The organism is Burkholderia sp. ZZQ-2 (genome assembly GCF_050768715.1).
Taxonomy (GTDB): domain Bacteria; phylum Pseudomonadota; class Gammaproteobacteria; order Burkholderiales; family Burkholderiaceae; genus Burkholderia; species Burkholderia cepacia.
This window is the reverse complement of the sequence record NZ_LDVA01000243.1, coordinates 1-23,066: the sequence shown is the minus strand read 5'-3', so window position 1 is coordinate 23,066 and position 23,066 is coordinate 1. Positions and strand designations below refer to the sequence as shown.

Here is a 23,066-nt window from a genome sequence, read left to right as displayed (position 1 = left end):
CAGGGACAGGTAACGCTGGCGGAAGTCCGCGAAATCGGCCGTGTCGGCGGCCGGCGGCGGCGGATCGCCGGGCCGGCGCCGCGCACGCGGCCGGTTGGTGGCCGTGATCGCCTGCGCGAGCTCGTGGCGCACGCGCGCGCAGTCGCGCTCGGCATCGTAGCCGCGCACGCCGGCCGCGACGCCGGGCGGGCTCGCATTCAGCGCGGACGACAGCGTGATCGCGTCGGTCCAGCCGAGCCACTGGCTCAGCCGGTCGGACAGCGTCTGCCGGGATTCCGCGACGTCGGCATCGGCCAGGCGCGCGAGCAGCCGGACGAGCGCCGGGCCGCTCAGCGCCGGGCGCGGAGGTGCTTGCACCATGCTGCAAACCGTCAAAAAAGCAGCAGTTTACACGTCGCCGGGAGGTCGACCGCCAGAATCGGGGAAGCGCCGCCCCCCGGTGGCGCGTGCGGCACTCGCGAACGCCCGCCACACAAGGCTTGGCGGGCGGCCGGGGGTTGCCGCGGCGACGGTTCTGCCGCCCTTGCCCGCCGCCGCGTCGCCCGCCGGTTGCGAATTCGGGCCGCCGATACCCGCCGCGTTGCGCTACCATCGCAGCACCCGTCGGGCCACGCGTGCCGGCCGCGGGCTGCGCCCCCGAGACCGGGTGCCACCGACCCACAACGAACAACAAACGGGCCCGGCCCGACCGCACACGATGCTTGCCAACCTCGTCACGCGCCTGCGCGACCGTTTCGGCAAACCGCCGACCCCGCAGGCCTTCGCCGAACGCCTGATCGCCACGCTGCGCGCATCGGGCGACACGCGCACCTGGCACCACGAGGACGAGAAGGGCTGTCTCGTCCAGTCGGATGCTCCGTCGACCATCATCAACCTGCACAACCTGTTCCGCGACTACGCGGCCGCGAAGCCGTCCGAGCGCGACACCGTGCTGAAACGGCAGGCGAACGCGATGATGCAGCACGAGATCCCCGAGGATTTCGCCGCCGCACGCGCGCAGCTGCGGCCCATAATCCGCAGCGCGACCGAGCGCGGCGTGGCCGCGCTGCAACTGGCCGGGCAGCCCGGCGTAACGGAACTCGCATTCCGGCCGCTGTGCGAGAACATCGAAATCGGCATCGCGTACGACGGCGAGTTCAACATCGCGCGCCTGCCGACCTCGACGCTCGACAAATGGGGCGTCTCGTTCGACGACGCATGCGAGATCGCGATCGACAACCTGCGGGCCGAATCGTCGGCGCCGTGGGCCGCGCTACCGAACGGGGTGTTCCTGTCGCAATTCAACGATTACTACGACGCGGCGCGGTTGCTGCTGACCGACCTGCTCCACCGGCAGCCGATCGCCGGCGCGCCGGTCGTGATGGCACCGAACCGCGCGGTGCTGCTGCTCACCGGCGACCGCAATCCGGCCGGGCTCGCCGCCATGGTCGACCTCGCCGAACAGGCGCAGGCGCAGCCGCGCCCGCTGCCGCCGCTGATGCTGCGCTGGGACGGCACCGCGTGGCGGCGTTTCGTGCCGGAAGGGCTCGAAACGAAGCTGGCCGCGCTGCGCATCGGCGAGCTCGCGGGCGACTACCAGGATCAGCGGATGCTCCTCGACGACGTGCATGAACGCGACGGCACCGACGTTTTCGTGGCGACCTACTCGGTGTACAAGCGCCAGGACGGCAGCCTGTTCAGCGTCGGCGTATGGAGCGACGGCGTGCACACGCTGCTGCCCGAGACGGATATCGTCGCGCTCCATCGCGAGTCGACCGGACAGTCGGCCTACGTACCGATGGCCGAGCTGCTGAACACGTGCGGCGACCTGATGACGGCCACCGGGCATCGGCCGGTGCGTTATGAAGTGAAGGTGTTTCCCGACGACGCGCGGTTCGCGGCGCTGCTGGAGCGGTTCAGCGAAGCCTGATGCCGAAGCGCGGCGCGCGCCGGCGGCCGGCCGCTGGAATGGCCGGCCGCCGTGCGATGCAGAACAGGAATGGAAGCGCTCAGATTCCCGCTTTCGGCGCGTTCAGGATCAGCCGCAGCCCGAGCAGCGTGATCGCGCCGGCCGCGACGCGGTCGACCCACTTCTTCGCGCGCAGGTAGAGCTCGCGCGGCCGGCGCGTGGAGAAACACAGCGCGACGATCGTGTACCAGCCGAACTCGACGCCGAACACGAGCGGCGGCAGCGCCAGATAGCACCACAGCGGCGGATGCTGCGGGAGCAGCGCCGCGAAGATGCTGCCGTACCAGATCGCCGTCTTCGGGTTGCTGAGCTGGGTCGTGAGGCCCGTCCAGAACGACTTGCGCGCGCTGCCGCCGCCCATCGCCTGCGGATCGTCCATCGCGATCGGCCGGTCGGCGCCGCGCCAGATCTTCGACGCCATGTAGATCAGGTACGCGCCGCCCGCCACCTTGAGGCCCACGTACAGCCATTCGACGGCCTGCAGCAGCGTGTAGAGCCCGGCCAGCGCGACGCCGCCGAACACGATGCCGCCGATGCCCATGCCGAGCGCGGTGGCCAGCCCGTCGCGGCGCGACAGCCCGATCGCATTGCGGGCAACCAGCACGAAGCTCGGGCCCGGAATCATCGCGCCGAGAAACAGCGCAGCCAGGATGGCGAGTACGGCAGCCGATGCGGTCATCGAAATCTCCTTGGTGAGCGACGCCGAAGCGCCGGCGCCTGCGTGTCGTGTCCGACGGTCGAGCCGCCGATTCTGGCACGCTTCGCGCATGGCCGAAAGCCGCCTTGCGCTGCTATGCTGGCCCTCTTTCCCGTCAGTCGCGCCGCCCGCCATGATCGAGATCCGCGCCGCCCGTCGCGTTCAATCCGGTGCCGGGCACCGCGTTTCGCGGGCGGGAGTTGTCGCCCCGCGCGATCGGCCACCCTCTTCCTCTTTTCGACCGGACACCCCGTCATGCGCGTTTTCCACCTGCCCATCGTGCTCGCCCCGCTGCTCGCCGTGCTTTCGCCCGGCGCCCGCGCCGGCGACCTGCCGAAGTCGATCGCCGCGCAGTTGCCGGCCGGCTACCAGCCGCTGCTCGCGCAAGCCGGGCCGGATCTCGACAACGGACGGCACAGCTTCCTCGTCGTCGTGCACCGGGCGGTCGATACGCGCGAGCAGCCGTCGCCGCGCCCGCTGCTGATCTTCGAGGAGCAGGCCGACCACGCGTTCCGGCTCGCCGCGCGCAACGACCAGGTCGTGCTGCGCGCGAACGAAGGCGGCCAGTGCGATCCGTTCGATCCCGATGATGCCGCCGACAACGGCTTCGCGGTGAAAGGCCGCTATTTCACCGTGCAGAACTTCGTCGCGTGCGGACAGCACTGGACCGACTACGTGACGTTCCGCTACGACCCGCACACGCATGGCTGGGTATTTTCGAACCGGATCGTCACCGAATCGTTTCCGCTCGACGACCAGCCTGACCACGTCACCGTCACGCGCGCCGACGCGCACCGGCCGGTGTCGTTCGGTCAGTGGCAACGCAAGGACTGACGCGGCCGGCGCAACGCGTCGCGACCGCTTGCATCGCACACCGGCCGGCGCGGGCACGGCCGGGCCCGGGCACGCGTCGCCGCCTCCGCCCCGCCGGCGCTCGCGAGCGCACGCCAACAGGACTACCATAGGCGCTCGCCGTCGCGCGACCGTGCGCCGGCCTCGCACGCGGCTCGCCCGCACGCGTTCCCTCGCTGCACCCGCACAGGAGGACGTCATGACGCAACACTTCGACGCGATCGTCATCGGCACCGGGCAAGCCGGGCCGCCACTCGCCGCGCGGCTGTCCGCCGCCGGAATGAAGGTCGCGATCATCGAGCGCGGCCGCTTCGGCGGCACCTGCGTGAACACCGGCTGCATCCCGACCAAGACGCTGATCGCGAGCGCGTACGCCGCGCACCTCGCGCGGCGGGCCGGCGAATACGGCGTGTCGGTCGGCGGCCCCGTCACCGTCGACATGAAAGCCGTGAAGGCGCGCAAGGACCAGATCTCCGGCCGCTCGAACCACGGCGTCGAGCAATGGGTGCGCGGACTCGCGAACACCACCGTGTTTCAGGGTCATGCCCGCTTCGAGCGCGCCGATGCGGTGCGCGTGGGCGACGCGCTGCTCGAGGCGGAGCGCATCTTCATCAACGTCGGCGGGCGCGCGCAGGTGCCCGCGATGCCGGGCCTCGACACGGTGCCGTACCTGACCAACTCGACGATGATGGACGTCGACTTCCTGCCCGCGCACCTCGTGATCGTCGGCGGCAGCTACGTCGGGCTCGAATTCGGCCAGATGTATCGCCGCTTCGGGTCGCGGGTCACGATCGTCGAGAAGGGCCCGCGCCTGATCCGCCGCGAGGACGAGGACGTGTCGCAGGCCGTGCGCGAGATCCTCGAAGGCGAAGGGATCGACGTGCAGCTCGATGCGACCTGCCTGAGCGCACGGCGCGACGGCGACGGCATCGCGGTCGGCCTCGACTGCGCGGGCGGCGGCCGCGAGGTCGCGGGCTCGCACCTGCTGCTCGCGGTCGGACGCGTGCCGAATACCGACGATCTCGGGCTCGACCGTGCGGGCGTCGCGACCGATGCACGCGGTTATATCGAAGTCGACGAGCAGTTGCGCACGAACGTGCCCGGCATCTGGGCGCTCGGCGACTGCAACGGGCGCGGCGCGTTCACGCATACCGCATACAACGACTACGAGATCGTCGCGGCCAACCTGCTCGATAACGACCCGCGCAAGGTGTCCGACCGCATCACGGCATACGCGATGTATGTCGATCCGCCGCTCGGCCGCGTCGGCATGACGCTCGCGGAAGCGAAGCAGACGGGCCGCCGGCTGCTCGTCGGCACGCGCCCGATGACACGCGTCGGCCGCGCGGTGGAAAAAGGCGAAAGCCTGGGGTTCATGAAGGTGATCGTCGACGCGGACAATCATGCGATCCTCGGCGCGACGATCCTCGGCGTGACGGGCGACGAAGTCGTGCACGGGATGCTCGACGTAATGGCCGCGGGCGCGCCGTACACGACGATCAGCCGCGCGATGCACATCCATCCGACCGTGTCGGAGCTCGTGCCGACACTGCTTCAGGATCTGCATCCGGTCGAATGATGCGCGACCCGGCGGGCGGCCGCGCAAGCTGAAGCCGCTGATCGATCGCACGTTCGCGTTCGACGACATCGTGCACGCGCATCGATACGGGGAAGCCGGCGTGCAGGCCGGGAAGATCGTCGTCGCGGTCTGAAAGGGGTCACGCGGGCGGCGAGTGCGGCCGTTGCAAACGGCCGCACCCGCCGCCGGCTCAGCCTTCGAAATACTGCGGCCGGTCGATATCGGCCAACAGCCCCGGCTGCGTCGGTGCCCAGCCGAGCGATGCGCGCGTGCGCTCGCTCGTTGCCGGCGCATCCATCCCCGCGAACATCGCGAACCAGCCGAAGTGCTCGCCGGCTTCGGCCGCCGTTTTCGCGACGACCGGCACGTCGAGCCGCCGGCCGATCACGTCCGCGATGTCGCGGAACGGCACGCCCGTATCGTCGACCGCGTGATAACGCGCGCCGGCCGTGCCGCGTTCGACCGCGAGCCGGTACACGCGCGCCGCATCGAGCCGGTGCACGGCAGGCCAGCGGTTGCCGCCATCGCCGACAAAGGCCGATACCCCCTTCTCCCTCGCGAACGCGATCAGGCGCGGCACGAAGGCGTGATCGCCGTCGCCGTGCACCGACGGCGGCAGACGCACGACCGATGCGTGCACGCCGCTCGCCTCCAGGGCGACCGCTGCCGCTTCCGACGCGCGCGGATAGACCGACGACACCGGCACGTGCGGATCGTCTTCCGTCGCCGCACGCCCTGGCGCGACGAGCGCGAGGCCCGACGTGACGACCAGCGGCCGCGCCGAGCCCGCGAGTGCCGCGCCGATCGTCTCGATTGCGCGACGGTCGAGTTCGCAGTTCTGCGCGAAGCGCGAGAAGTCGTGATTGAATCCCGTGTGGATCACCGCATCGGCGGCTTCGGCGCCGCGCGTGAGGCTGTCGAGATCCTCCAGCGACCCGCGATGGACGTCGGCCCCCGCCGCCGCAACCGACGCGGCCGCCGCGTCGGACCGCGCGAGACCGAGCACCGAGTGCCCGGCGGCCACGAGTTCGGCAACCACGGCAGAGCCGACGAATCCCGACGCTCCAGTAACAAAGACACGCATGTTCAGTACCTCCGGATGGCATGGAGGCTTACTATCTGTCGACGGCCGCTCGCGGTGAAGTCGTGACGGTTTACCGGTAAACGAACTAACAGGATATGGCTGACGCCCCCGACAACCTGCTCGGCGCGTACCTGCGGGACCGCCGCGAGAAACTCGACCCCGCCGCGCTCGGGCTGCCGGCCACGCGGCGCCGCACGCCGGGCCTGCGGCGCGAGGAAGTCGCACAGCGCGCGCACGTGAGTGCCGCGTGGTACACGTGGCTCGAACAGGGGCGCGGCGGCGCACCGTCGGCCGACGTGCTCGACCGGCTCGCCCGCGCGCTGCTGCTGAACGACGCCGAACGCGAGCACCTGTTCCTGATCGGTGTCGGCCATCCGCCGGAGGTGCGCTATCACGCGACTGACCACGTGTCGCCGCGCGTGCAGCACGTGCTCGATTCGCTCGATGCGAGCCCCGCGATCGTGCGCTCGGCGACGTGGGACGTCGTCGCGTGGAACAACGCGGCGGCCGCGACGCTGACCGACTACGCGACGCTATCGCCGGAACGGCGCAACATCCTACGGCTCATCTTCGTCGATCCGCACGTGCGCGGCGTGCAAGCGAATTGGGCACGCGTCGCGCAGTTCGCGGTGGGCGCGTTTCGCGCCGACGTCGCGCGCGGCGGCGCGACGCAGGCCGTGCAGGCATTCGTGGACGAGATGCGCGCGACGAGCGCCGAGTTCGACGCGCTGTGGCGCGACCACGATATCCGCTCGCACGAGGAAGGGACCAAGGAGATCCACCATCCTGCCGTCGGGCGAATCGCGCTCGAATACTCGGCGTTCGCCGTGAGCGGCCGGCCCGACCAGACGCTCGTGATCTTTACGCCGGAGACGGCGGACGATCGCGCGCGCATTCGGGCGCTTGTCGCGGCCCGCGAGAAATACGAAATTTAGCGATTCGCGTAACAATCGCCCTCTTCAACAAACGACGAATCTCCTTGATTGTGCGACGCGCCGTCACTATCGGCGCGTCGATTGTCAGCCTCGAGGCAGCGATCCCGGGTTCTGACGGGCAACACCTCCAACGCCAAAGCCAATCGAGCCTCGATGACCGACGGCAAGCCCACTCCGCCTGGCCATCGCATTCCGCACTGATTCCCAGTCGAATATTTAATTTTCACCTGGCGTAGCGCGCGCTTACCCTTTCGGCATCGCATCACAGGGCCACCGGCCCCTCCCTGGAGCATCCCGATGTCCGACCCCGGCACCGCGCAAGCTGTCCGCCGCCCGCATGCGGCTTCCGTGTCCTATGGCGCGCTCGCGCTGCTGGTGCTGGCCGGCCTCAACCTGCGTCCGTTCCTGACCGCGTTCGGCTCCGTGCTCGACGTCGTGCGCGCCGACACCGGCCTCGGCTTTCGCGCGGCCGCGCTGCTGACCACGCTGCCGTTCGTGCTGATGGGGGTCGTCGCCGGAGTCGGTGTCGGGCTCGCGCGACGCGTCGGCGAGCAGCGCGCGCTGACCGTCGCGCTGGCGCTGATCGCGGCAGGCTGCACGGCGCGCCTGTGGACGGACGGCAACGCCGGCCTGATCGCGACCGCCATCGTCGCGGGCGCCGGCGTCGCCGTGGTCCAGGCGCTCGTGCCCGGCCTCGCGAAGCGCTGGTTCGCCGGCCGGCTGTCGCTCGCGATGGGCCTCTATTCGGCCGCGCTGGTCGGCGGCGGGGCATTCGGCGCGGTCGCGAGCCCGTGGCTCGCCGCGCACGGCGGCTGGCATCTCGCGCTCGCCGTGTGGGCCGTGCCCGCGCTCGTCACGCTCGCGCTGTGGCGTGCAAAAGCACCGCGCGACGCCGTGCACGCGACGGCCGCGACAGCGCCGCTCACCGCGTTCGCCCGCATTCCGCGCGCGTGGCAGCTCGCGCTGTTCTTCGGGCTCAGCAACAGCGGCTACGCCAGCCTCGTCGCATGGCTGCCCGCGTTCTACCGCAGCATCGGCATGAGCCCGCAAGCGAGCGGCAACCTGCTCGCGTGGATGGCGCTGTTCCAGGCGACCGGCGCGCTCGCGATGCCGCTGCTCGCCAAAGGTTCGCCCGACCGCCGCGCCGTGCTGTGGCTCACGCTCGCGCTGCAGGCGGCCGGCTTCGCCGGGTTCGCGACGCTGCCCATGTTCGCGCCGTGGTTCTGGGTCGCATGCGTCGGCCTCGGTCTCGGCGGCTTCTTCTCGATGAGCCTGATCGTCACGCTCGACCACCTGCCCGATGCGCGGCTCGCGGGCGCGCTCGCCGCGTTCGTGCAGGGCATCGGCTTCCTGACCGTCGCGGCGAGCCCCTGGCTGATCGGCTGGCTGCGCGACGCGGGCGGCGGCTTCGCGACCGCCTGGTGGATGCATCTCGGCGTGATCGTCGCGATGGCCGCGCTGAACGCCGCGTTCTCGCCCGCCGGCTACCGGCACAGCATGGCGCGCCTCACCGGCGCCGCCCGCTAAAGCCCCCTTTCGAATCCGGACGCTTCGCCGGCCGCTTCCGGCAAAGCGTCCAGCCGCCCGCGCGTGGCCGGGCGCGGGCAGTCACGCCTGTCGGCCGCCAGTTCGCTTCACCACATACAACATCGACCGGTATTGGAGACAATCATGAAAAAGCTCGTTCTCGCCATTGCGCTCGCGCTGACGGCAGGCGCCGCCGCCGCGAAGGACCCGGCAGTCCTGCGCCTCGGCGTCGACCCCAGTTATGCGCCGTTCGAATCGCTCGCGCCCGACGGCAAGCTCGTCGGTTTCGACATCGATCTCGGCAATGCGATCTGCGAACGGATGAAGGTGCGCTGCGTGTGGGTCGAGAACGCGTTCGACGGGATGATCCCGGCGCTGAAGGCGCGCAAGTTCGACGGCGTGCTGTCGTCGATGAGCGTGACCGAGAAACGCCTCGCGCAGATCGCATTCACCGACAAGATCAACAACGTTCCGCCCCGGCTCGTCGCGCGGCGCGGCTCGAACCTGCAGCCGACGCCCGAATCGCTGCGGGGCAAGAGCGTCGGCGTCGAGCAGGGTTCGACGCAGGAGACTTACGCGCGCACGTACTGGGAACCGAAGGGCGTGATCGTCCGCACGTACCAGACGCAGGATCTCGTCTACCAGGACCTGCTGTCGGGACGGCTCGATGCATCGCTGCAATCGTCGGTGCAGGCCGACCTCGGTTTCCTGAAAACCGCGAAGGGCACGAACTTCGAATTCGCGGGGCCGCCGCTGCACGACCCGAAGACGCTCGGCGTGGGTTCGGCGATCGGCGTGCGCAAGGATGATGACGCGCTGCGCACGCAGATCAACCAGGCGCTTGCGAGCCTGATCCAGGACGGGACGTACCAGCGGATCGCGAAGAAGTATTTCTCGTTCGATATCTACAACTGACGGACGCGAAGCGGACAACACGAAGAGGCATCACGCATGAATGCGCACGCCTCTTCTTCGTTAACCGAACGATATCGACTACGCCGCTCGCTGCAGTAGGTCGGTCGCGAAAGACCTCGCATGCTCGACGGCTTCCTGCGCGTCGCCGAACACACCGAGCTGATCCCAGTGTTCCTCGGCCGCATACGTCCCCTTCACGGCAAGCGCCCGCTGAACGCTCAGCTGCGCTGCGTACTTGCCATCCTCAAGCGGTCGAGCCGTCGCCACCACCTTGTGCGGCGGGCTCGCGCGCTCCGGCTGAATCAGTTCGACAGCACCGCCGGCCGTGTCGACGTACATCAACTCGTTCCTGGCTTTGCAGTCCGGGCAGTAGAAGCACCAGCCCGCGTCCTCCTGATGGGGCCTGACCTGCCCGCGAGCGAGTACGGCGCGGCATTCAACGTTTTCGCAGATGAACGGCATGGCAGTCTCCGAGGTTGTTTGCGGAAAATCCTAGCATGTCCGCCGAAGGTCAACCACCGTCTTCGTCATCGACATGGCCACGGAGCGTGTGATGCGGATCGCCGAGACGGTCAGGCTCCCCCCAACCTTTCACACGCCGTACACGCGGGTCGACCGGATGCTCGCGAGCCCGACGTCACCCGGGCTAAACTGTCTGCCCGACCAACGAACCGAGCCATCCTTCATGTTGATCCGCGTTGCAACCCTGTCCGATGCCATCCCGCTTGCCGAATTGAAGCGCGACACGTTCCGCGAAACCTTTCTTCAGGACGGGTTCGGCATCGACTACCCGCCGAACGACCTGGCTGCGTACGAGGCTCGAACCTACTCGATAGAAACGATCACGGGCCAGCTCAACGATCCCGAATGCCGCACATGGGTCGCTGAAAGCGACGACGGCACGCTGGTGGGCTATGCGCACGCGGGGCCGTGCAAGCTCCCGCACCCGGACGTCGAAGAAGGTTCGGGGGAGATCCATCAGATCTACCTTCGGCGGGGTACGCAAGGAACCGGCGCCGGACGCGCCCTGTTCGACTCCGCGCTGGACTATCTGGCAACGGAGCGGCCCGGCCCGGTATGGCTTGGCGTGTGGTCCGGCAACGCGAAGGCGATTGCCTTCTATGAGAAGGCAGGGTTCACGCGCGTCGGTACGTACGATTTCAAGGTCGGGGAATCGACCGATCTGGAATTCATCTATCGGCGCTGAGGCGGTAGATCGAGACGCGGTGCGATTGACGCGCCTTCAGTAACCGCGCGGATAAGGCGCCGGCGTCATTCGCGGATCGTCGATAGGCATGTCGACATTCAGCAAGGACAGAAGCTGCCGATCAAGGCAATGCTGCGGAAAGAAGTGATTGAAATAGGAAACGTCCTCGCGTCGGTCCGCCCTCTGGAACATCGCTTCGATCGGCCCCCAGTAGTATTGCCAGGACAACCTGTCCATCTCGCGTTGTCGATCGCCCGGAAGTGCATCGATCGCAATCGTGCGCAGCCCGTCATGCGTGAATTGATAGACACGCCAGAGCCGGTCGCTCAGGAAATTCGGCGCACTCGGCGAGAACGCGACATAGTCCGCATCGGCTTCGTCCCGATACCCAGCAATGCGGGTGAATGCCTGAAAGGATGGAACGCCGGCCATGCTGTCCGGATCGCGCAATTCAAGCTGGTAGAAATAGAACAGCGTCGCCGTGTCCGCGTCATAGCGGATGACCAGCTTGTTGCCGGGATGGTGATACCACCCGGTTGCCGGATCCACGAATCCGCCCTGACTGTCCGGCTGCAGCCCCGGCTTGATGCCCAGGATGCATCGAACATCGTCGATCAGCGCATCACCCCAGTCGGCATAGAATCGGCTCAACTGTGTCCTGCCAATCGATACAGAAGCATAGATACCTACCGGCTCCATGTGTTTGCTCCGTCAGGGTTGCTCCGATTCACCACCACGCATGTTACAACCGGCCCCGGCTCGGGCGTGCCGGCGCGTTGTAATCAATCGAACGGTATCCGGAGTTTGCGACGTAACCGGAACGAGAAATGGGCAGGCGCACGTGTGTAAAACGATTCGACCTTTGCGTCGACTCAGGCAGCACCACTCCGGGATGCTTTCATTTCCGGCGCATCGCTTGCGTTACGATTCACGTCATCCTCAACTCCGTGGAAGCACATGAAGACTCGCGCCATTGCGGTGGGCACGGCGCTCGTCGCGCTTTTCGCCACCGCGGCCACGTCGCTCGCCGCCAGCGCGGCGCCTGCCCGGGAACCCGGCGCGCCCAGCTACGACACCTACAAGTCATGGCTGGTCGCCTGCGACAACGGTTTGACCTGCGAGGCGAAGGGTCTCGCGAACGGTGGCGAGACCGGCGCAGACTTGCGCTTCATTCGCTCAGCCGGGCCGAACGGCGCGCTCACGGTACGGCTGAGCGTCGCCACCAACACCAGCATCAATCTCGATGACCTGCGCGTCGACGACGCGCCGCTGCGGCTGGACAACTCGGCCTGGAGCGAGAAATTCGACGACGGGATAGCGACTTTGTCGACCACGCGACCGGCAGCCGTGGCGGCCTTCGTCTCACGGCTTCGCAACGGCACGAAGCTTCAGTTCGGCGAGGATGCAGGCGCTTATGTTCCGCTCGATGGCATGGTCGCCGCGCTGCTGCGTATCGATGACCGGCAAGGGCGCATCGGGGGAACTACCGCGTTGATCCGCAAGGGGCCCGCCCCTGCGTCGCAGGTCACACCTGCTCCGTCACTGCCCGTCGTACCGAAGCGGAAGATCACGTCGCAGTTGTCCGATCAAGAAGAAGAACACCTGATCGCGCGCGCGAAACGAATCCGGGATGCCAGCAGTTGCGAGGAGAATGCGTCGCGCTATCTCCATGAAGCAGCGTATGCACTCGACAAGCACAACGCGCTCGTGTTTCTTCCATGCATCATGGGCGCCTACCAGGGTTCGTCGGATGTGTTCATCGCCCCGCGTATCGGCGGCGGAAAACCGGAGCCCGTCAAGCTGCCGATTCCTGAAGGGAGCTTTTCAGACCCTTCACTGGTCGAACCGGACTTCGACCCGGCTACCGGCACGCTGTCCACCTTCGGCAAGGGACGCGGGCTGGCCGATTGCGGCTTTCAGGCCAGCTGGATCTGGGACGGCCATGCGTTCCGGATGTCGACTGTGTCGCAGCAGAAAACGTGTGGCGGCGTTCAAGGAGGCGACTGGCCGACGCTCTATCGGTCGCGAACGAAGTAGGCCAACGATCGCTCTCGATGGCACAGATTCCATGCGGTCGTTATTCCGACCACACTGGAGTCGGCCAACCGGAGCATCGCCAACGATTCAGCGGCGTTGCCGAACGAACAGGCCGGCCACGCCGGCCCGCCACCGCACGACAACGCCCACCTGCCCGCTCAATAGCGGCTGCGCCCCCACAGCGTCTTCGGCTCGTCGAGCAAATGACGCAACCCGCTGCGCTCGATCATGATTGCCGCGACTTCGTTCACCCGTTCGAGCACCGCGTTCTCGTCGACCGACAACACGCGCCGATCCTCCATCAGCACCCGTCCGCCCACCATCGTCATGCACACGTCGGCCGCGTTCGCGAAGCACGTCACGCGATACACGGGCATGTTCATCGGCATCATGTGCGGCCGGAACAGGTCGACGAGGATGAGGTCCGCGAGCTTGCCGGCTTCGAGCGAACCGGCCTCGTGCTCGATCGACAGCGCCTTCGCCCCGTCGATCGTCACCATCTCCAGCACCTTGCCGTGCGGCAGCACGTCCGGGTCGCGGAAATGCCGGCGGTGGTAATGCATGCACTGCCACATGTGACGGAACATGTCGTAGCCGCGATCGGGCGCCGCACCGTCCGACGCGATCGCCACCGTCACGCCCGCGTCGATCAGCTCGGGCACCGGGCAGCGCCCGATGATCGACATGATCGCGCTCGGGTTGTGGACGATCGCGGTGCCCGTCTCGACGCACGCCGCGATGTCGTCGTCGGTCAGGTCGATGCTGTGCGACATGAACGACGTCGGGCCGAGCAAGCCGAGCTCGCGATGCGCGAACGCGAGCGTGCCCGCGCGGTGGCCGTCCTGCGTGAACGTCAGCCCGCGCTCGCGTGCGAGCGCGCCGTAGCGTGCGGCCTGGTCGCGAAAGTCGTGCTCGTACCGCGCAAGCTCGGGATCGTGTTCGGGCCCGTACACGGGCAGCGTGAGCGCGATGCGGATCCGGCCGTCGGCATCGCCGTGGCATTCGTCGACGATGCGCTCGCATACGTCGAACATCGTGTCGAAACCGATGTCGCGCGTGTCGCTGCCCTCCGGCGTGTGGCGCGTATAGGCACGCGGCACGGGCGGCCGCGACGGGCCGACCGCGACGATCGAGCGCGTACCGGTGCGCACGACCGCGTCGCAATGGCGTCGCGCGTAGACAGGATCGTCGACGCGCATGATCGAATTGCCGCCGCCGAGCAGCGACACGCCGGTCGTCACGCCGGCCTTCAGGCGTTCGAGCGCGGCGAGATGCGATTCGGCCTCCCAGAACGCCTCGTCGGACGCGCGCGTGTAGATCGTCTCGGCCGCGGCCGACCACGCATCGCCGTCCGCGCCGCCGATCGTGCGCAGCATCGCGTGGCCCGCGTGCGCATGCGCATCGATCAGGCCCGGCAGCACGGCCTTGCGGCGCGCATCGATCGTGCGCGCGGCACGGTAACGCGCCTGCAGTTCATCGGTGCCGCCCACGGCGACGATGCGCTCGCCCTTGACCGCGACCGCGCCGTTCTCGATCACGCGCCGCTGCGGGTCCATCGTGATCACGCAGCCGTTCGCGATCAGCGTGTCGATCGCTTCGCGGTCGTCCTCTCGCATGCCCCCTCGCTTGTCCTCGGTAGTCATTGTTCCGTGTCCTGTTGTGGTTCGATTGGTCTTGCTGCCATCCAGTGGCCGAGAGTGGCCGAGCGGCCGGGCCGCCGGGCGAAACCCCGGCGGCCCGGCGACGGCGTCATGCCCGAAAAACCGTCACGCCGAACCGACCGGCGCGGCGACCCGCGCCTTCAGCTTGCGCTGCACCGCGCTGATCACGACGAACACCACCGCGTTCACCGCGAGCGCGACGAGCCCCGGGTTGATCGACGTCAGCGTGTTCGACGCGCCCGGGAACAGCGACGCGAGCGTCACGCCATAGTAGTTCGTCATCGCGATCACGATCGCGCCGGCGACGATGCCCGCGAACGCGCCTTCGCGCGTGCCGAACGGCCGCTTCAGGAAGCTCGAGGCGAGCATCGGCACGAGCTGCGTGAGCAGGCTCGACGAGAAGATCGCGAGCGTGACGAAAGTCGCGCCGCCGCGCAGCACGAAGTAGACGACCACCAGCGTGAAGATCGGCAGCGCGATGCGCGCGACGCGCGTCACCTCGCGATCGGTCGCGTTCGGCGCGAAGCCTTCGCGGTAGATGTTGCGCGCGATCGTCGTCGATGCGTTCAGCATGATCAGCGACCCCGGCACCAGTGCGGTGAGCAGCCCCGTGCCGCCGACGATGCCGACGAACCACGCAGGGAACGTCTGCTTCACGAGCCGCAGCAAAGCGAGATCGGTCTGTGCGCCTTCGAGCCCGTGCACGGTCATCACGGCCGCGAAGCCGACGAGGAACAGGAACGCGATCAGCACCTGGTACAGCGGCATCAGGATCACGTTGCGGCGCAGCGCGCGCTCGTCCTTCGCGACGTAGATCGCGGTGAAGCCGTGCGGATACAGGTAGTAGCCGAGCGACGTGAGCAGGATCGTCGAGTTGTACCAGCTCAGGTTGAAGCCGTGCTCCGGCATGCGCAGCAGTTCGGGATGCGCGGCGTCGATCTTCGCGAACATCTCGCCGAGCCCGCCGTAGTAGTGCATCGGCAGGTACAGGCCGAGGAAGATCGCGATTCCGAGGATCAGCACGTCCTTGAAGATCGCGATGCTCGCCGAGCCGTGGATCCCCGACACGACCATGTACACGGCCATCAGCGTCGCGGCGATCCAGATCGCGGCCGCCTGCGGAATCAGCCCGTACGACATCTCCGACACGATCACGCCGAGCCCGCGCAACTGGATCATCAGCAGCGACACCATCGCGAACACCGCGACGATCGACACCAGCACGCCGATCGCGCGGCTGTCGTACTTCGACGCGAAGTAGTCGGCGAACGACACGAGCCCGCGCGCCTTCGCATAACGCCAGATCGCCGGCAACATCCAGTAGCCGATCACGAACGCGAGGCAGCCGTACGACAGGATGTAGAACGCGGGCACGCCCTTGCTGTAGGTCCAGCCGCTCGCGCCGAGGAACGAGAACGTCGAGAACGCCTCGCCGGCCATCAGCAGGAACGTGAGCAGCGAGCCGAAGCCGCGCCCGCCGACCGCCCACTGCTCGAGCGTGAGCTTGCGGCCGCGGCGCGCCATCACGCCGATGGCGAGCGCGAACACGGCGAACGCCGCGATGATGACGATCGACGCGTTCATCGCGCGTCTCCCGAGCGGCCGGCGCGGGCCGCGTCGCGTGCGTCTCGCTCATCGCGCTCATCGCGCTCGTCGAGATGGAACAGGATCGCGAGGATCGCGGCCGTGGCCGCCATCCAGACCAGGTTCCAGACGAGCAGGAACGGCAGCCCGAACAGCAGCGGACGCGCCTCGGCGAGCGAGCCGCCCGCATACATCCCGACGAACGGCAACGCCGCCAGCAACAGTTTCAGTTTCATGAGTGCCTCCTCCGGAAGACGCGCGTGTGCGTCAGAACATCAGAACTTCTGGCGGATGCCGACCACCACCGCCACCTGCGACGTCGTCGTCGACGCGCTGTCGGTGCCGTCGATCCATGCCTGGCCGACACCCGACGACGCCTTCTGGTAGAAGCCGTTCACGTACACGTCGGTGCGCTTGGACAGCAGGTACTGCACGCCGGCCGATACCTGGTGGTAATGGCCGCTTTCGCTGGCGCGCGCGACCTGCGTATAGGTGTAGCCGGCCGCCGCCATCAGCGCGGGCGTGACCATGTAGCGCAGGCTGCCTTCGTAGTTGTTGAAACGCAGCGCGCCGCCCGTCGCCTGGCCGAAGTTCGAGCCCGTGTACAGCAGGCCGAGCGTTGCCGGCCCGATCGCGTAGCTGCCGCCCGCCCCCCAGATCTGCTGGCGGATCGCGCTCCCGAGGCGCGCACCGAACACCGACGCCGACGCCGACGCCGACGCCGGATAGTAGTTATCCGAAGCAACTGCGCCGCTCGCGCTGACCGCCGGATGGTTCACGCGCGCATACGCGGCGCCCGCGTTGAGCGGCCCGTTCACATACGTGACGCCCGCGCTCCAGCTGTTGTCGTTCGCGAAACCGGTCGAGTTCGAGAAGCCGTATACGAGGTTCGCCTGGAGGCCCGCGATCGTCGGCGACACGTACTTCACCGCGTTGTTGAGACGGAACGTGTTGTTGATGTCGTCGTTGTCGAACGGGTGCGTCGAGTACTGCGCGAGGAAGCTGCTCATCTGCAGCGAGCCGAGGATGTCCTGCGTCGAGTTGTACTGGCGGCCGAGCGTCACCGCGCCCCAGTTCGCGCCGCTCAGGCCGACCCACGCCGAACGCCCGAACATCCGGCCGCCCTGCCCGAGCGCGCCGTTCGCGACGTTGAAGCCGTTCTCGAGGCGGAAGTTCGCCTTCAAGCCGCCGCCGAGATCCTCGGAGCCGATCAAGCCCCAGCGCGGCCCCGATTCGTTGCCGCCCGTGAACTGCCACAGCGAATGGCCCTTCGCGTTGTTCGTGTAGGTCACGCCCGCGTCGACGATCCCGTACAGCGTCACCGTCGACTGCGCGTGCGCGGCGCCGGCGAGTAGCATTGCGATCGCGGCGCCCGTCGCGGCGCCCGTCTTCCCACCCTTCATTCGCACCATCTCCGTCATCTCCTCTCCAAACCTGCTCATCGATGTTGTGTTTTGTTGGTCCTGCCCATGCATCCCGACCGGGTTGTATAGACAGTCGCTGGATGGTATCCAGCCGCAATCACATCAAGAAATGAAATGTTCAACTGGCCGGCAGTTGAAAATCGAATGAGAGGCGATGGAGGGGAAATGAGCGGGGGTCGCGCGACCCCGCAAGGGAAACGAAAGCACGCAGGCCCGCTGGACGCGGTACGTTTTGATCGGACGTGAATGGCTTGCGTAAGCAAGCTGACGAAACGGCGACGCGCGAGGCGGCTATGCGGTTTTCCCTGACAGCCCGTGCATCGGCCGCCGCAACGCGGCATCGAACGGATTGGTACGTGGCCCGATCGCGTCGGCCTGGCGCCGCAGCAGTTCGACGACCATCGGCATCCGGTCGTCACCGAGGCGTGACGCGAGCGTGCCGACGCTCAACGCGCCGACCGGATAGCCAGTGCGATCGAGGATCGGCACCGCAACACCGGCCATCCCGTCGAGCACGCCGCTGTTGCGGCCCGCGTAGCCGAGCTGCCGCACGCGTTCGATCTCGGTACGCAGGTACACCTCGTCGAGCACGCCGTAGCCGCGAATGCGCGGCACGTTGAAGCGGATCACTTCCTCGCGTTCGGCTTCCGGCAGGAACGCGAGGATCGCAAGGCTGCCTTGTCCGACACCGAGCGCGATGCGGCCGCCGATGTCACCGGTAAACGAACGGATCGGAAACGGCCCTTCGCACAGGTCGAGACACACGGCGTCGAAGCCGCTCTTCACCAGCAGGAAGATGGTCTCGCCGAGGCTTGCGCACAGCCTCAGCAGCGCGGGACGGCACAACGTGCGCATGCTGCTCGGGTTGCCGGCCTGCGCGGCGAGCGCGAAGAAATCGACACTCAGGCGGTACAGCTTCGACTGCTCGTCCTGTTCGACCATCCCTTCCGCGATCAGCGATTGCAGGATCCGGTGCGCGGTGCCCTGCGTGAGGCCGACGGCCTTTGCCAGATGCGTGACGCGCACGCCGTCCTGCTGCATGCCGGCCAGCGCGCGCAGGATCGCGAACGCGCGCTGCAGCATGCCGGTGCCCGGTGCGCCGGCCGCATCGCCGGCGTCCTCGTCCGGGCGCGGCGCGCGTGCGACCGGCGACGTTCCGGTCGAATGGGATTCCTGCATGCCGGCTCTCCTCGATGATTTCATTGAACGGAATACGGTAGCCGCCATTGTCGTCCCGCCGAAATTCCACGGGCATCCGGGTGTGCACGGGATTGACGCGTGCATTTCGCGGCCCGGCCACGCCTCATTCAACGGAACGATCCGCCTGCGATTTCACCAACTGTTCCGGTCAATGGAATTTTTCCGAAATTCCTCCCGTTCATCAGAATTCGAAATTGACGCGCCGAAATATGGCTGGCTAGAGTCCGCCACATCGGTACACCGGCCACGCGGTGTGCGAACCCGGAGCTTCCCATGTCGTTTCTCACGCTTACGGATCTGACGAAAACCTTCGGCGAGCTCACCGCCGTCGCCGACGTCAACCTGTCGGTCGAACAAGGCGAATTCGTGTCGCTGCTCGGGCCGTCCGGCTGCGGCAAGACCACCACGCTGCAGATGATCGCGGGCTTCGTCGACGTCACGCGCGGCCGCATCGCGCTCGACGGGCAGGACATCACGCACCTGAAGCCGAACCGGCGCGGGCTCGGCATCGTGTTCCAGAGCTATGCGCTGTTTCCGCACATGAGCGTCGCCGAGAACGTCGGCTTCGGCCTCGACATGCGCGGCGTCGACAAGGCCGAGCGCGCCGAGCGCATCCGCGCGGCCCTCGCGCTCGTGCGTCTCGACGCGCTCGCGCACCGCTTCCCGCGCGAGCTGTCGGGCGGCCAGCGGCAGCGCGTGGCGATCGCGCGCGCGGTCGTGATCGAGCCTCCGGTGCTGCTGCTCGACGAACCGATGTCGAACCTCGACGCGAAGCTGCGCGAGGACATGCAGTTCGAGCTGCGCGCGATCCAGCGCAAGATCGGCACGACGACGATCATGGTCACGCACGATCAATCGGAAGCGCTGTCGATCAGCGATCGCGTGGTCGTGATGGAAGCCGGCCGCATCACGCAGACCGATACGCCGTACCGCGCGTACGAACGCCCGGAGAACCGTTTCGTGTCGCAGTTCATCGGCAAGGCGAACCTCCTGCCCGGCACGATCGTCGCGCACGACGGCGACGCGATCCGCATCGACCTCGGTCACGATCTCGCCGAGACCGGCCGCACCGCGCATCTGCCGCCGCGCGAGCGCGACGTGCGCGTGGGCGATGCGGTGTCGGTCTGCATCCGCCCCGAAAAGCTGCGGCTGTGCGCGCCCGACGCGGGCCGCTTCGCCGCGACCGTCACGAGCCGCTTCTTCCTCGGCAGCCAGTGGCTGTACCGCGTCGACAGCGCGCTTGGCGAAGTGCTCGTGTGCTGCCAGAACGAAGGGGCGGAGCCGCTCGCGGAAGGCGCGCCGGTCGGGATCGACTGGCACAGCGACGCGGTTCGCGTGATGCGCCGGGAGGCCTGAATGGGACAGCCTACCCGCCCGCTCCCGACCGACGGCGCGCCGGCCGCGCTCGCCCGCCCGGTCGCGGTTTCCGCTGACGCCGCACCGGCACGCGCCGCCGCCGCGCACACGATGCGCGCGACGTGGCGCGCGCATGCGCCGCTGTGGCTGATGTGCGCGCCCGCGTTCGCGCTGTTTGCCGCGCTCGTGCTCGTGCCGCTCGCGATGACGTTCATGCTGACGTTCTACCGCTTCGATCCGGCCACCGGCCCGATCGCCGCGTTCCAGTTCGGCAACTACGCGGAAGTGCTCGGCTCGTCGTACTTCCACACGATCTTCGCGCGCACGTTCGGCATCGCCGCGCTGACCACCGCGATCTGCGTCGCGATCGGCACGCCGGAGGCGTACGTGCTGTCGAAAATGCGCGACCCGTGGCGCTCGCTGTTCCTGCTCGCGATCCTTGCGCCGCTGCTGGTGTCGGTCGTCGTGCGCGCGTTCGGTTGGAGCATGTTGCTGAACACGAGCGGGCTCGTGAACCAGGCGCTCGGGCTCGTCGGCCTCGGGCCGTACAAGCTCGAATACACGACCTTCGCGATCGTGATCGCGCTGGTGCACGTGATGCTGCCGTTCATGGTGATCCCGGTGTGGACCGCGCTGCAGCGGCTCGATCCGCAGACCGAGCATGCGGCGCTGTCGCTCGGCGCATCGCCGTTCACGACGCTGCGCCGCATCGTGCTGCCGCAGCTGATGCCGGGCGTGCTGTCGGGCAGCCTGATGGTGTTCGGGCTGTCGGCAAGCGCGTTCGCGATTCCGGGCCTGCTCGGCGGACGCCGGCTCAAGGTCGCGGCCACGGCCGTCTACGACGAATTCCTCGGCTCGCTGAACTGGCCGCTCGGCGCGACGATCGCCGTGCTGCTGCTGGTCGCGAACCTCGTCGTGATGCTCACTTACTACCGCGTGCTCGAACGCCGCTACGCGCGCAGCCTCGGAGGCGCATCGCGATGAGAAAGAACGGCCCCTTTGCCCTCGCCTTCCACACGCTCGTGATCCTGTTCGTGCTCGCGCCGCTCGTGATCGTCGTGCTCGTCGCGTTCACGCCCGACGAAACGCTGACACTGCCGACACACGGGTTGTCGCTGCGCTGGTTCCGCGCGATCCTCGACTATCCCGACTTCGTCACCGCGTTCTTCAACAGCGTGAAGCTCGCGTTCGCGTCGGCGACGCTGTCGCTCGCGATCGCGCTGCCGGCGGGCCTCGCCATCGGCCGCGCGACGTTTCCCGGCCGCGCGTTCCTGAACGGGCTGCTGCTGTCGCCGCTCGTGATTCCCGGCCTCGTGCTCGGCATCGCGCTGCTGCGCTTCTTCGCGCTGATCGGCGCGACCGGCTCGTTCGCATGGCTCGTGCTCGCGCACATGGTCGTCATCACGCCGTTCGTGATGCGGCTCGTGCTCGCGTCCGTCGCGGGCCTCGACCGCAGCATCGAGCAAGCCGCATGCTCGCTCGGCGCGGACCCGTGGACGACCTTCCGCCGCATCACGCTGCCGATGATCGTGCCCGGCATCACCGGCGGCTGGCTGCTCGCGTTCATCAACAGCTTCGACGAACTGACGATGTCGATCTTCGTCACGTCGCCGCAGACGGTCACGCTGCCGGTGCGCATGTACATGTATGCGACCGAGTCGATCGACCCGATGATGGCGTCGGTGTCGGCGCTCGTCATCTTCATCACCGCCGGCGCGATGCTGCTGCTCGATCGCGTGTACGGCCTGAACCGCATCCTGATCGGCCAACACTGATGACGACTTCCGTTTCCCGTTCCACCGGCATCCCGGACGACGGCGCGCAGTTCGTGCGCGTCGCCGAACGCGAACGTGCCGCCGTCGCGTTCACGCTGGACGGCCGCCCCGCGCTCGCGCTCGCCGGCGACACCGTGCTCACCGCGATCCTCGTTGCGCAGCGCCGCGTGCGCGTGAGCGAATTCAGCGGCCAGCCGCGCGCCGGCTTCTGCCTGATCGGCGCGTGCCAGGACTGCTGGGTGCGCACCGAAACCGGTGCGCGCGTGCGCGCATGCTCGACGCCGATCGCCGAAGGCATGCGGATTCTCACGTCCGCCCGGCCGGCCGCGACCGGAGACGCATCGTGACCGCCGCACTGCAACCGGTGATCGTCGGCGCGGGGCCGGCCGGCGTACGTGCGGCCGAAGCGCTGGTCGACGCGGGGCTGCGCCCGGTCGTGATCGACGAGAACGCGCGCTGGGGCGGACAGATCTACCGGCAGCCGCCGGCCGACGGCGCCTTCGCGCGCGGCAAGCGCACGCTGTACGGCTTCGAGGCCGCGAAGGCCGACGCCGTGCACCGGACGATGGCCGCGCTGCTGCCGCATGTCGACTACCGGCCGAATACGCTTGCCTGGTCATGCGGTGCGGGCCGCGTCGACACGCTGCAGGATGGCCGCGAAGTGACGGTGCCCTACTCGCACCTGATCATTGCGAGCGGCGCGACCGACCGCCTGTTGCCCGTGCCGGGCTGGACGCTCGCGGGCGTCTATACGCTCGGCGGCGCGCAAGTGGCGCTGAAGGCGCAGGGCTGCGCGATCGGCCGGCGCATCGTGTTCGCGGGCACGGGCCCGCTGCTTTACCTCGTCGCTTACCAGTATGCGAAGGCCGGCGCGCAGGTCGCGGCCGTGCTCGACACGAGCCCGCTGCGCCGCCAGGCCGCTGCCGCGCCCGCGCTGCTGCGCATGCCGTCGACCTTCGCGAAGGGGCTCTATTACATCGGCTGGCTGCGCGCGCACGGCGTCGCGATCGAAACGGGCGTCACGCTCGAGCGCGTGCTCGGCGACCCGCACGTGACGGGAATCGCATGGCGCGCCGCCGGTGACGGCGCACCGCCGCGCCTGCTCGACTGCGACGCGCTCGGTCTCGGCTTCGGCCTGCGCTCCGAAACGCAGCTGGCCGATCTCGCCGGCTGCCGGTTCGGGTTCGACCCGCTCAACCGCGCATGGCTGCCCGAGCGCGACGCGGCCGGCCGTACGTCGGTGCGCGGCCTCTACGTCGCCGGCGACGGCGCGGGCATCGCGGGC

24 protein-coding genes are annotated in these 23,066 nt (G+C 68.1%); 14 read left to right on the top strand and 10 right to left on the bottom strand.

Features of this window, described 5'->3' with window-relative positions:
• Positions 1-360 (bottom strand): DUF3348 family protein (locus ABY44_RS16395; protein WP_431641404.1); only part of this gene is annotated, 360 nt, incomplete at its 3' end.
• Between the two features lie 337 nt (positions 361-697).
• On the opposite strand from ABY44_RS16395, the gene ABY44_RS16390 reads away from it, so the two are divergent.
• A complete protein-coding gene (locus tag ABY44_RS16390; RefSeq protein ID WP_060086357.1) occupies positions 698-1,909 on the top strand; it encodes a hypothetical protein in 1,212 nt (403 codons plus the stop codon).
• Positions 1,910-1,988: 79 nt separating this feature from the next.
• On the opposite strand, the gene ABY44_RS16385 is transcribed toward ABY44_RS16390, so the two are convergent.
• A complete protein-coding gene (locus ABY44_RS16385) occupies positions 1,989-2,627 on the bottom strand; it encodes a LysE family translocator (RefSeq protein ID WP_027790869.1) in 639 nt (212 codons plus the stop codon).
• Positions 2,628-2,900: 273 nt separating this feature from the next.
• Between ABY44_RS16385 and ABY44_RS16380 the strand changes: the two genes are divergently transcribed.
• The 3 genes from ABY44_RS16380 (at position 2,901) to ABY44_RS16370 (ending at position 5,209) form a co-directional block, all read left to right on the top strand.
• Positions 2,901-3,479 carry a hypothetical protein gene (locus ABY44_RS16380; protein ID WP_060171287.1) on the top strand — a complete coding sequence of 193 codons (579 nt, stop codon included), beginning with the start codon at positions 2,901-2,903 and terminating at the stop codon, positions 3,477-3,479.
• Positions 3,480-3,696: 217 nt separating this feature from the next.
• Positions 3,697-5,076, top strand: a complete 1,380-nt coding sequence (locus tag ABY44_RS16375; protein ID WP_059693786.1) for an FAD-containing oxidoreductase — start codon at positions 3,697-3,699, stop codon at positions 5,074-5,076.
• On the top strand, positions 5,018-5,209 hold the full coding sequence (locus ABY44_RS16370; RefSeq protein WP_081072742.1) for a zinc-binding dehydrogenase: 192 nt from the start codon (positions 5,018-5,020) through the stop codon (positions 5,207-5,209). Before ABY44_RS16375 ends, ABY44_RS16370 begins: the two co-directional genes overlap by 59 nt.
• 57 nt (positions 5,210-5,266) lie before the next feature.
• Here the strand turns inward: ABY44_RS16370 and ABY44_RS16365 are convergent, their stop codons facing one another.
• Positions 5,267-6,160, bottom strand: a complete 894-nt coding sequence (locus ABY44_RS16365) for an SDR family oxidoreductase (protein ID WP_060171289.1) — start codon at positions 6,158-6,160, stop codon at positions 5,267-5,269.
• A 95-nt stretch (positions 6,161-6,255) separates the two neighbouring features.
• On the opposite strand from ABY44_RS16365, the gene ABY44_RS16360 reads away from it, so the two are divergent.
• The 3 genes from ABY44_RS16360 to ABY44_RS16350 all read left to right on the top strand — a co-directional run bounded on the left by ABY44_RS16360 (position 6,256) and on the right by ABY44_RS16350 (position 9,537).
• Positions 6,256-7,095 carry a helix-turn-helix transcriptional regulator gene (locus ABY44_RS16360; RefSeq protein WP_027790862.1) on the top strand — a complete coding sequence of 280 codons (840 nt, stop codon included), beginning with the start codon at positions 6,256-6,258 and terminating at the stop codon, positions 7,093-7,095.
• 297 nt (positions 7,096-7,392) lie between these two features.
• Positions 7,393-8,622 carry a cyanate transporter gene (locus ABY44_RS16355; protein WP_431641403.1) on the top strand — a complete coding sequence of 410 codons (1,230 nt, stop codon included), beginning with the start codon at positions 7,393-7,395 and terminating at the stop codon, positions 8,620-8,622.
• A 144-nt stretch (positions 8,623-8,766) separates the two neighbouring features.
• A complete protein-coding gene (locus ABY44_RS16350; RefSeq protein WP_060171291.1) occupies positions 8,767-9,537 on the top strand; it encodes an ABC transporter substrate-binding protein in 771 nt (256 codons plus the stop codon).
• A gap of 78 nt (positions 9,538-9,615) precedes the next feature.
• Here the strand turns inward: ABY44_RS16350 and ABY44_RS16345 are convergent, their stop codons facing one another.
• On the bottom strand, positions 9,616-9,999 hold the full coding sequence (locus ABY44_RS16345; protein ID WP_059693783.1) for a hypothetical protein: 384 nt from the start codon (positions 9,997-9,999) through the stop codon (positions 9,616-9,618).
• Positions 10,000-10,090: 91 nt separating this feature from the next.
• Between ABY44_RS16345 and ABY44_RS16340 the strand changes: the two genes are divergently transcribed.
• Entirely contained in the window at positions 10,091-10,744 is a 654-nt protein-coding gene (locus tag ABY44_RS16340; RefSeq protein WP_230948801.1) for a GNAT family N-acetyltransferase, read from the top strand.
• Positions 10,745-10,780: 36 nt separating this feature from the next.
• Here ABY44_RS16340 and ABY44_RS16335 read toward each other — a convergent pair whose 3' ends face one another.
• Entirely contained in the window at positions 10,781-11,443 is a 663-nt protein-coding gene (locus tag ABY44_RS16335) for a hypothetical protein (RefSeq protein ID WP_155637851.1), read from the bottom strand.
• 258 nt (positions 11,444-11,701) lie between these two features.
• Between ABY44_RS16335 and ABY44_RS16330 the strand changes: the two genes are divergently transcribed.
• Positions 11,702-12,781 carry a DUF1176 domain-containing protein gene (locus ABY44_RS16330; protein ID WP_060180796.1) on the top strand — a complete coding sequence of 360 codons (1,080 nt, stop codon included), beginning with the start codon at positions 11,702-11,704 and terminating at the stop codon, positions 12,779-12,781.
• A gap of 158 nt (positions 12,782-12,939) precedes the next feature.
• On the opposite strand, the gene ABY44_RS16325 is transcribed toward ABY44_RS16330, so the two are convergent.
• The 5 genes from ABY44_RS16325 to ABY44_RS16305 form a co-directional block, all read right to left on the bottom strand.
• On the bottom strand, positions 12,940-14,424 hold the full coding sequence (locus ABY44_RS16325) for an amidohydrolase family protein (protein WP_060171299.1): 1,485 nt from the start codon (positions 14,422-14,424) through the stop codon (positions 12,940-12,942).
• A gap of 123 nt (positions 14,425-14,547) precedes the next feature.
• On the bottom strand, positions 14,548-16,026 hold the full coding sequence (locus tag ABY44_RS16320; protein ID WP_060171301.1) for a sodium:solute symporter family protein: 1,479 nt from the start codon (positions 16,024-16,026) through the stop codon (positions 14,548-14,550).
• Positions 16,023-16,262, bottom strand: a complete 240-nt coding sequence (locus ABY44_RS16315; protein WP_060171302.1) for a DUF3311 domain-containing protein — start codon at positions 16,260-16,262, stop codon at positions 16,023-16,025. The genes ABY44_RS16320 and ABY44_RS16315 overlap by 4 nt, the downstream gene beginning before the upstream one ends.
• A 39-nt stretch (positions 16,263-16,301) precedes the next feature.
• Complete coding sequence (locus tag ABY44_RS16310) at positions 16,302-17,438, bottom strand: porin (protein WP_060171694.1); 1,137 nt, start codon at positions 17,436-17,438, stop codon at positions 16,302-16,304.
• A 303-nt stretch (positions 17,439-17,741) separates the two neighbouring features.
• Positions 17,742-18,629, bottom strand: a complete 888-nt coding sequence (locus ABY44_RS16305) for an IclR family transcriptional regulator (protein WP_060171304.1) — start codon at positions 18,627-18,629, stop codon at positions 17,742-17,744.
• Between the two features lie 294 nt (positions 18,630-18,923).
• Here ABY44_RS16305 and ABY44_RS16300 point away from each other — a divergent pair, with 294 nt between their 5' ends.
• The 5 genes from ABY44_RS16300 to ABY44_RS16280 form a co-directional block, all read left to right on the top strand.
• Positions 18,924-20,006 (top strand): ABC transporter ATP-binding protein, encoded by a 1,083-nt coding sequence (locus ABY44_RS16300; protein WP_060171306.1) that lies wholly within the window; start codon positions 18,924-18,926, stop codon positions 20,004-20,006.
• Positions 20,007-20,990: an ABC transporter permease gene (locus ABY44_RS16295; RefSeq protein WP_027790849.1), complete on the top strand. Its 984-nt coding sequence runs from the start codon at positions 20,007-20,009 to the stop codon at positions 20,988-20,990.
• Positions 20,987-21,781: an ABC transporter permease gene (locus ABY44_RS16290; protein WP_027790848.1), complete on the top strand. Its 795-nt coding sequence runs from the start codon at positions 20,987-20,989 to the stop codon at positions 21,779-21,781. The genes ABY44_RS16295 and ABY44_RS16290 overlap by 4 nt, the downstream gene beginning before the upstream one ends.
• A complete protein-coding gene (locus ABY44_RS16285) occupies positions 21,781-22,128 on the top strand; it encodes a (2Fe-2S)-binding protein (protein ID WP_027790847.1) in 348 nt (115 codons plus the stop codon). The genes ABY44_RS16290 and ABY44_RS16285 overlap by 1 nt, the downstream gene beginning before the upstream one ends.
• Positions 22,125-23,066 (top strand): FAD-dependent oxidoreductase (locus ABY44_RS16280; protein WP_431641402.1); only part of this gene is annotated, 942 nt, incomplete at its 3' end. The genes ABY44_RS16285 and ABY44_RS16280, both read left to right, overlap by 4 nt.

What these genes read in the sequence shown, in the direction of transcription:
- ABY44_RS16315 (WP_060171302.1), bottom strand. Translation starts at nt 16,262, where the DNA reads ATGAAACTGAAACTGTTGCTGGCGGCGTTGCCGTTCGTCGGGATGTAT.
- ABY44_RS16300 (WP_060171306.1), top strand. Translation starts at nt 18,924, where the DNA reads ATGTCGTTTCTCACGCTTACGGATCTGACGAAAACCTTCGGCGAGCTC.
- ABY44_RS16340 (WP_230948801.1), top strand. Translation starts at nt 10,091, where the DNA reads ATGCGGATCGCCGAGACGGTCAGGCTCCCCCCAACCTTTCACACGCCG.
- ABY44_RS16325 (WP_060171299.1), bottom strand. Translation starts at nt 14,424, where the DNA reads ATGACTACCGAGGACAAGCGAGGGGGCATGCGAGAGGACGACCGCGAA.
- ABY44_RS16285 (WP_027790847.1), top strand. Translation starts at nt 21,781, where the DNA reads ATGACGACTTCCGTTTCCCGTTCCACCGGCATCCCGGACGACGGCGCG.
- ABY44_RS16365 (WP_060171289.1), bottom strand. Translation starts at nt 6,160, where the DNA reads ATGCGTGTCTTTGTTACTGGAGCGTCGGGATTCGTCGGCTCTGCCGTG.
- ABY44_RS16390 (WP_060086357.1), top strand. Translation starts at nt 698, where the DNA reads ATGCTTGCCAACCTCGTCACGCGCCTGCGCGACCGTTTCGGCAAACCG.
- ABY44_RS16385 (WP_027790869.1), bottom strand. Translation starts at nt 2,627, where the DNA reads ATGACCGCATCGGCTGCCGTACTCGCCATCCTGGCTGCGCTGTTTCTC.
- ABY44_RS16380 (WP_060171287.1), top strand. Translation starts at nt 2,901, where the DNA reads ATGCGCGTTTTCCACCTGCCCATCGTGCTCGCCCCGCTGCTCGCCGTG.
- ABY44_RS16350 (WP_060171291.1), top strand. Translation starts at nt 8,767, where the DNA reads ATGAAAAAGCTCGTTCTCGCCATTGCGCTCGCGCTGACGGCAGGCGCC.
- ABY44_RS16295 (WP_027790849.1), top strand. Translation starts at nt 20,007, where the DNA reads ATGGGACAGCCTACCCGCCCGCTCCCGACCGACGGCGCGCCGGCCGCG.
- ABY44_RS16290 (WP_027790848.1), top strand. Translation starts at nt 20,987, where the DNA reads ATGAGAAAGAACGGCCCCTTTGCCCTCGCCTTCCACACGCTCGTGATC.
- ABY44_RS16345 (WP_059693783.1), bottom strand. Translation starts at nt 9,999, where the DNA reads ATGCCGTTCATCTGCGAAAACGTTGAATGCCGCGCCGTACTCGCTCGC.
- ABY44_RS16335 (WP_155637851.1), bottom strand. Translation starts at nt 11,443, where the DNA reads ATGGAGCCGGTAGGTATCTATGCTTCTGTATCGATTGGCAGGACACAG.
- ABY44_RS16330 (WP_060180796.1), top strand. Translation starts at nt 11,702, where the DNA reads ATGAAGACTCGCGCCATTGCGGTGGGCACGGCGCTCGTCGCGCTTTTC.
- ABY44_RS16375 (WP_059693786.1), top strand. Translation starts at nt 3,697, where the DNA reads ATGACGCAACACTTCGACGCGATCGTCATCGGCACCGGGCAAGCCGGG.
- ABY44_RS16310 (WP_060171694.1), bottom strand. Translation starts at nt 17,438, where the DNA reads ATGGTGCGAATGAAGGGTGGGAAGACGGGCGCCGCGACGGGCGCCGCG.
- ABY44_RS16360 (WP_027790862.1), top strand. Translation starts at nt 6,256, where the DNA reads ATGGCTGACGCCCCCGACAACCTGCTCGGCGCGTACCTGCGGGACCGC.
- ABY44_RS16355 (WP_431641403.1), top strand. Translation starts at nt 7,393, where the DNA reads ATGTCCGACCCCGGCACCGCGCAAGCTGTCCGCCGCCCGCATGCGGCT.
- ABY44_RS16305 (WP_060171304.1), bottom strand. Translation starts at nt 18,629, where the DNA reads ATGCAGGAATCCCATTCGACCGGAACGTCGCCGGTCGCACGCGCGCCG.
- ABY44_RS16320 (WP_060171301.1), bottom strand. Translation starts at nt 16,026, where the DNA reads ATGAACGCGTCGATCGTCATCATCGCGGCGTTCGCCGTGTTCGCGCTC.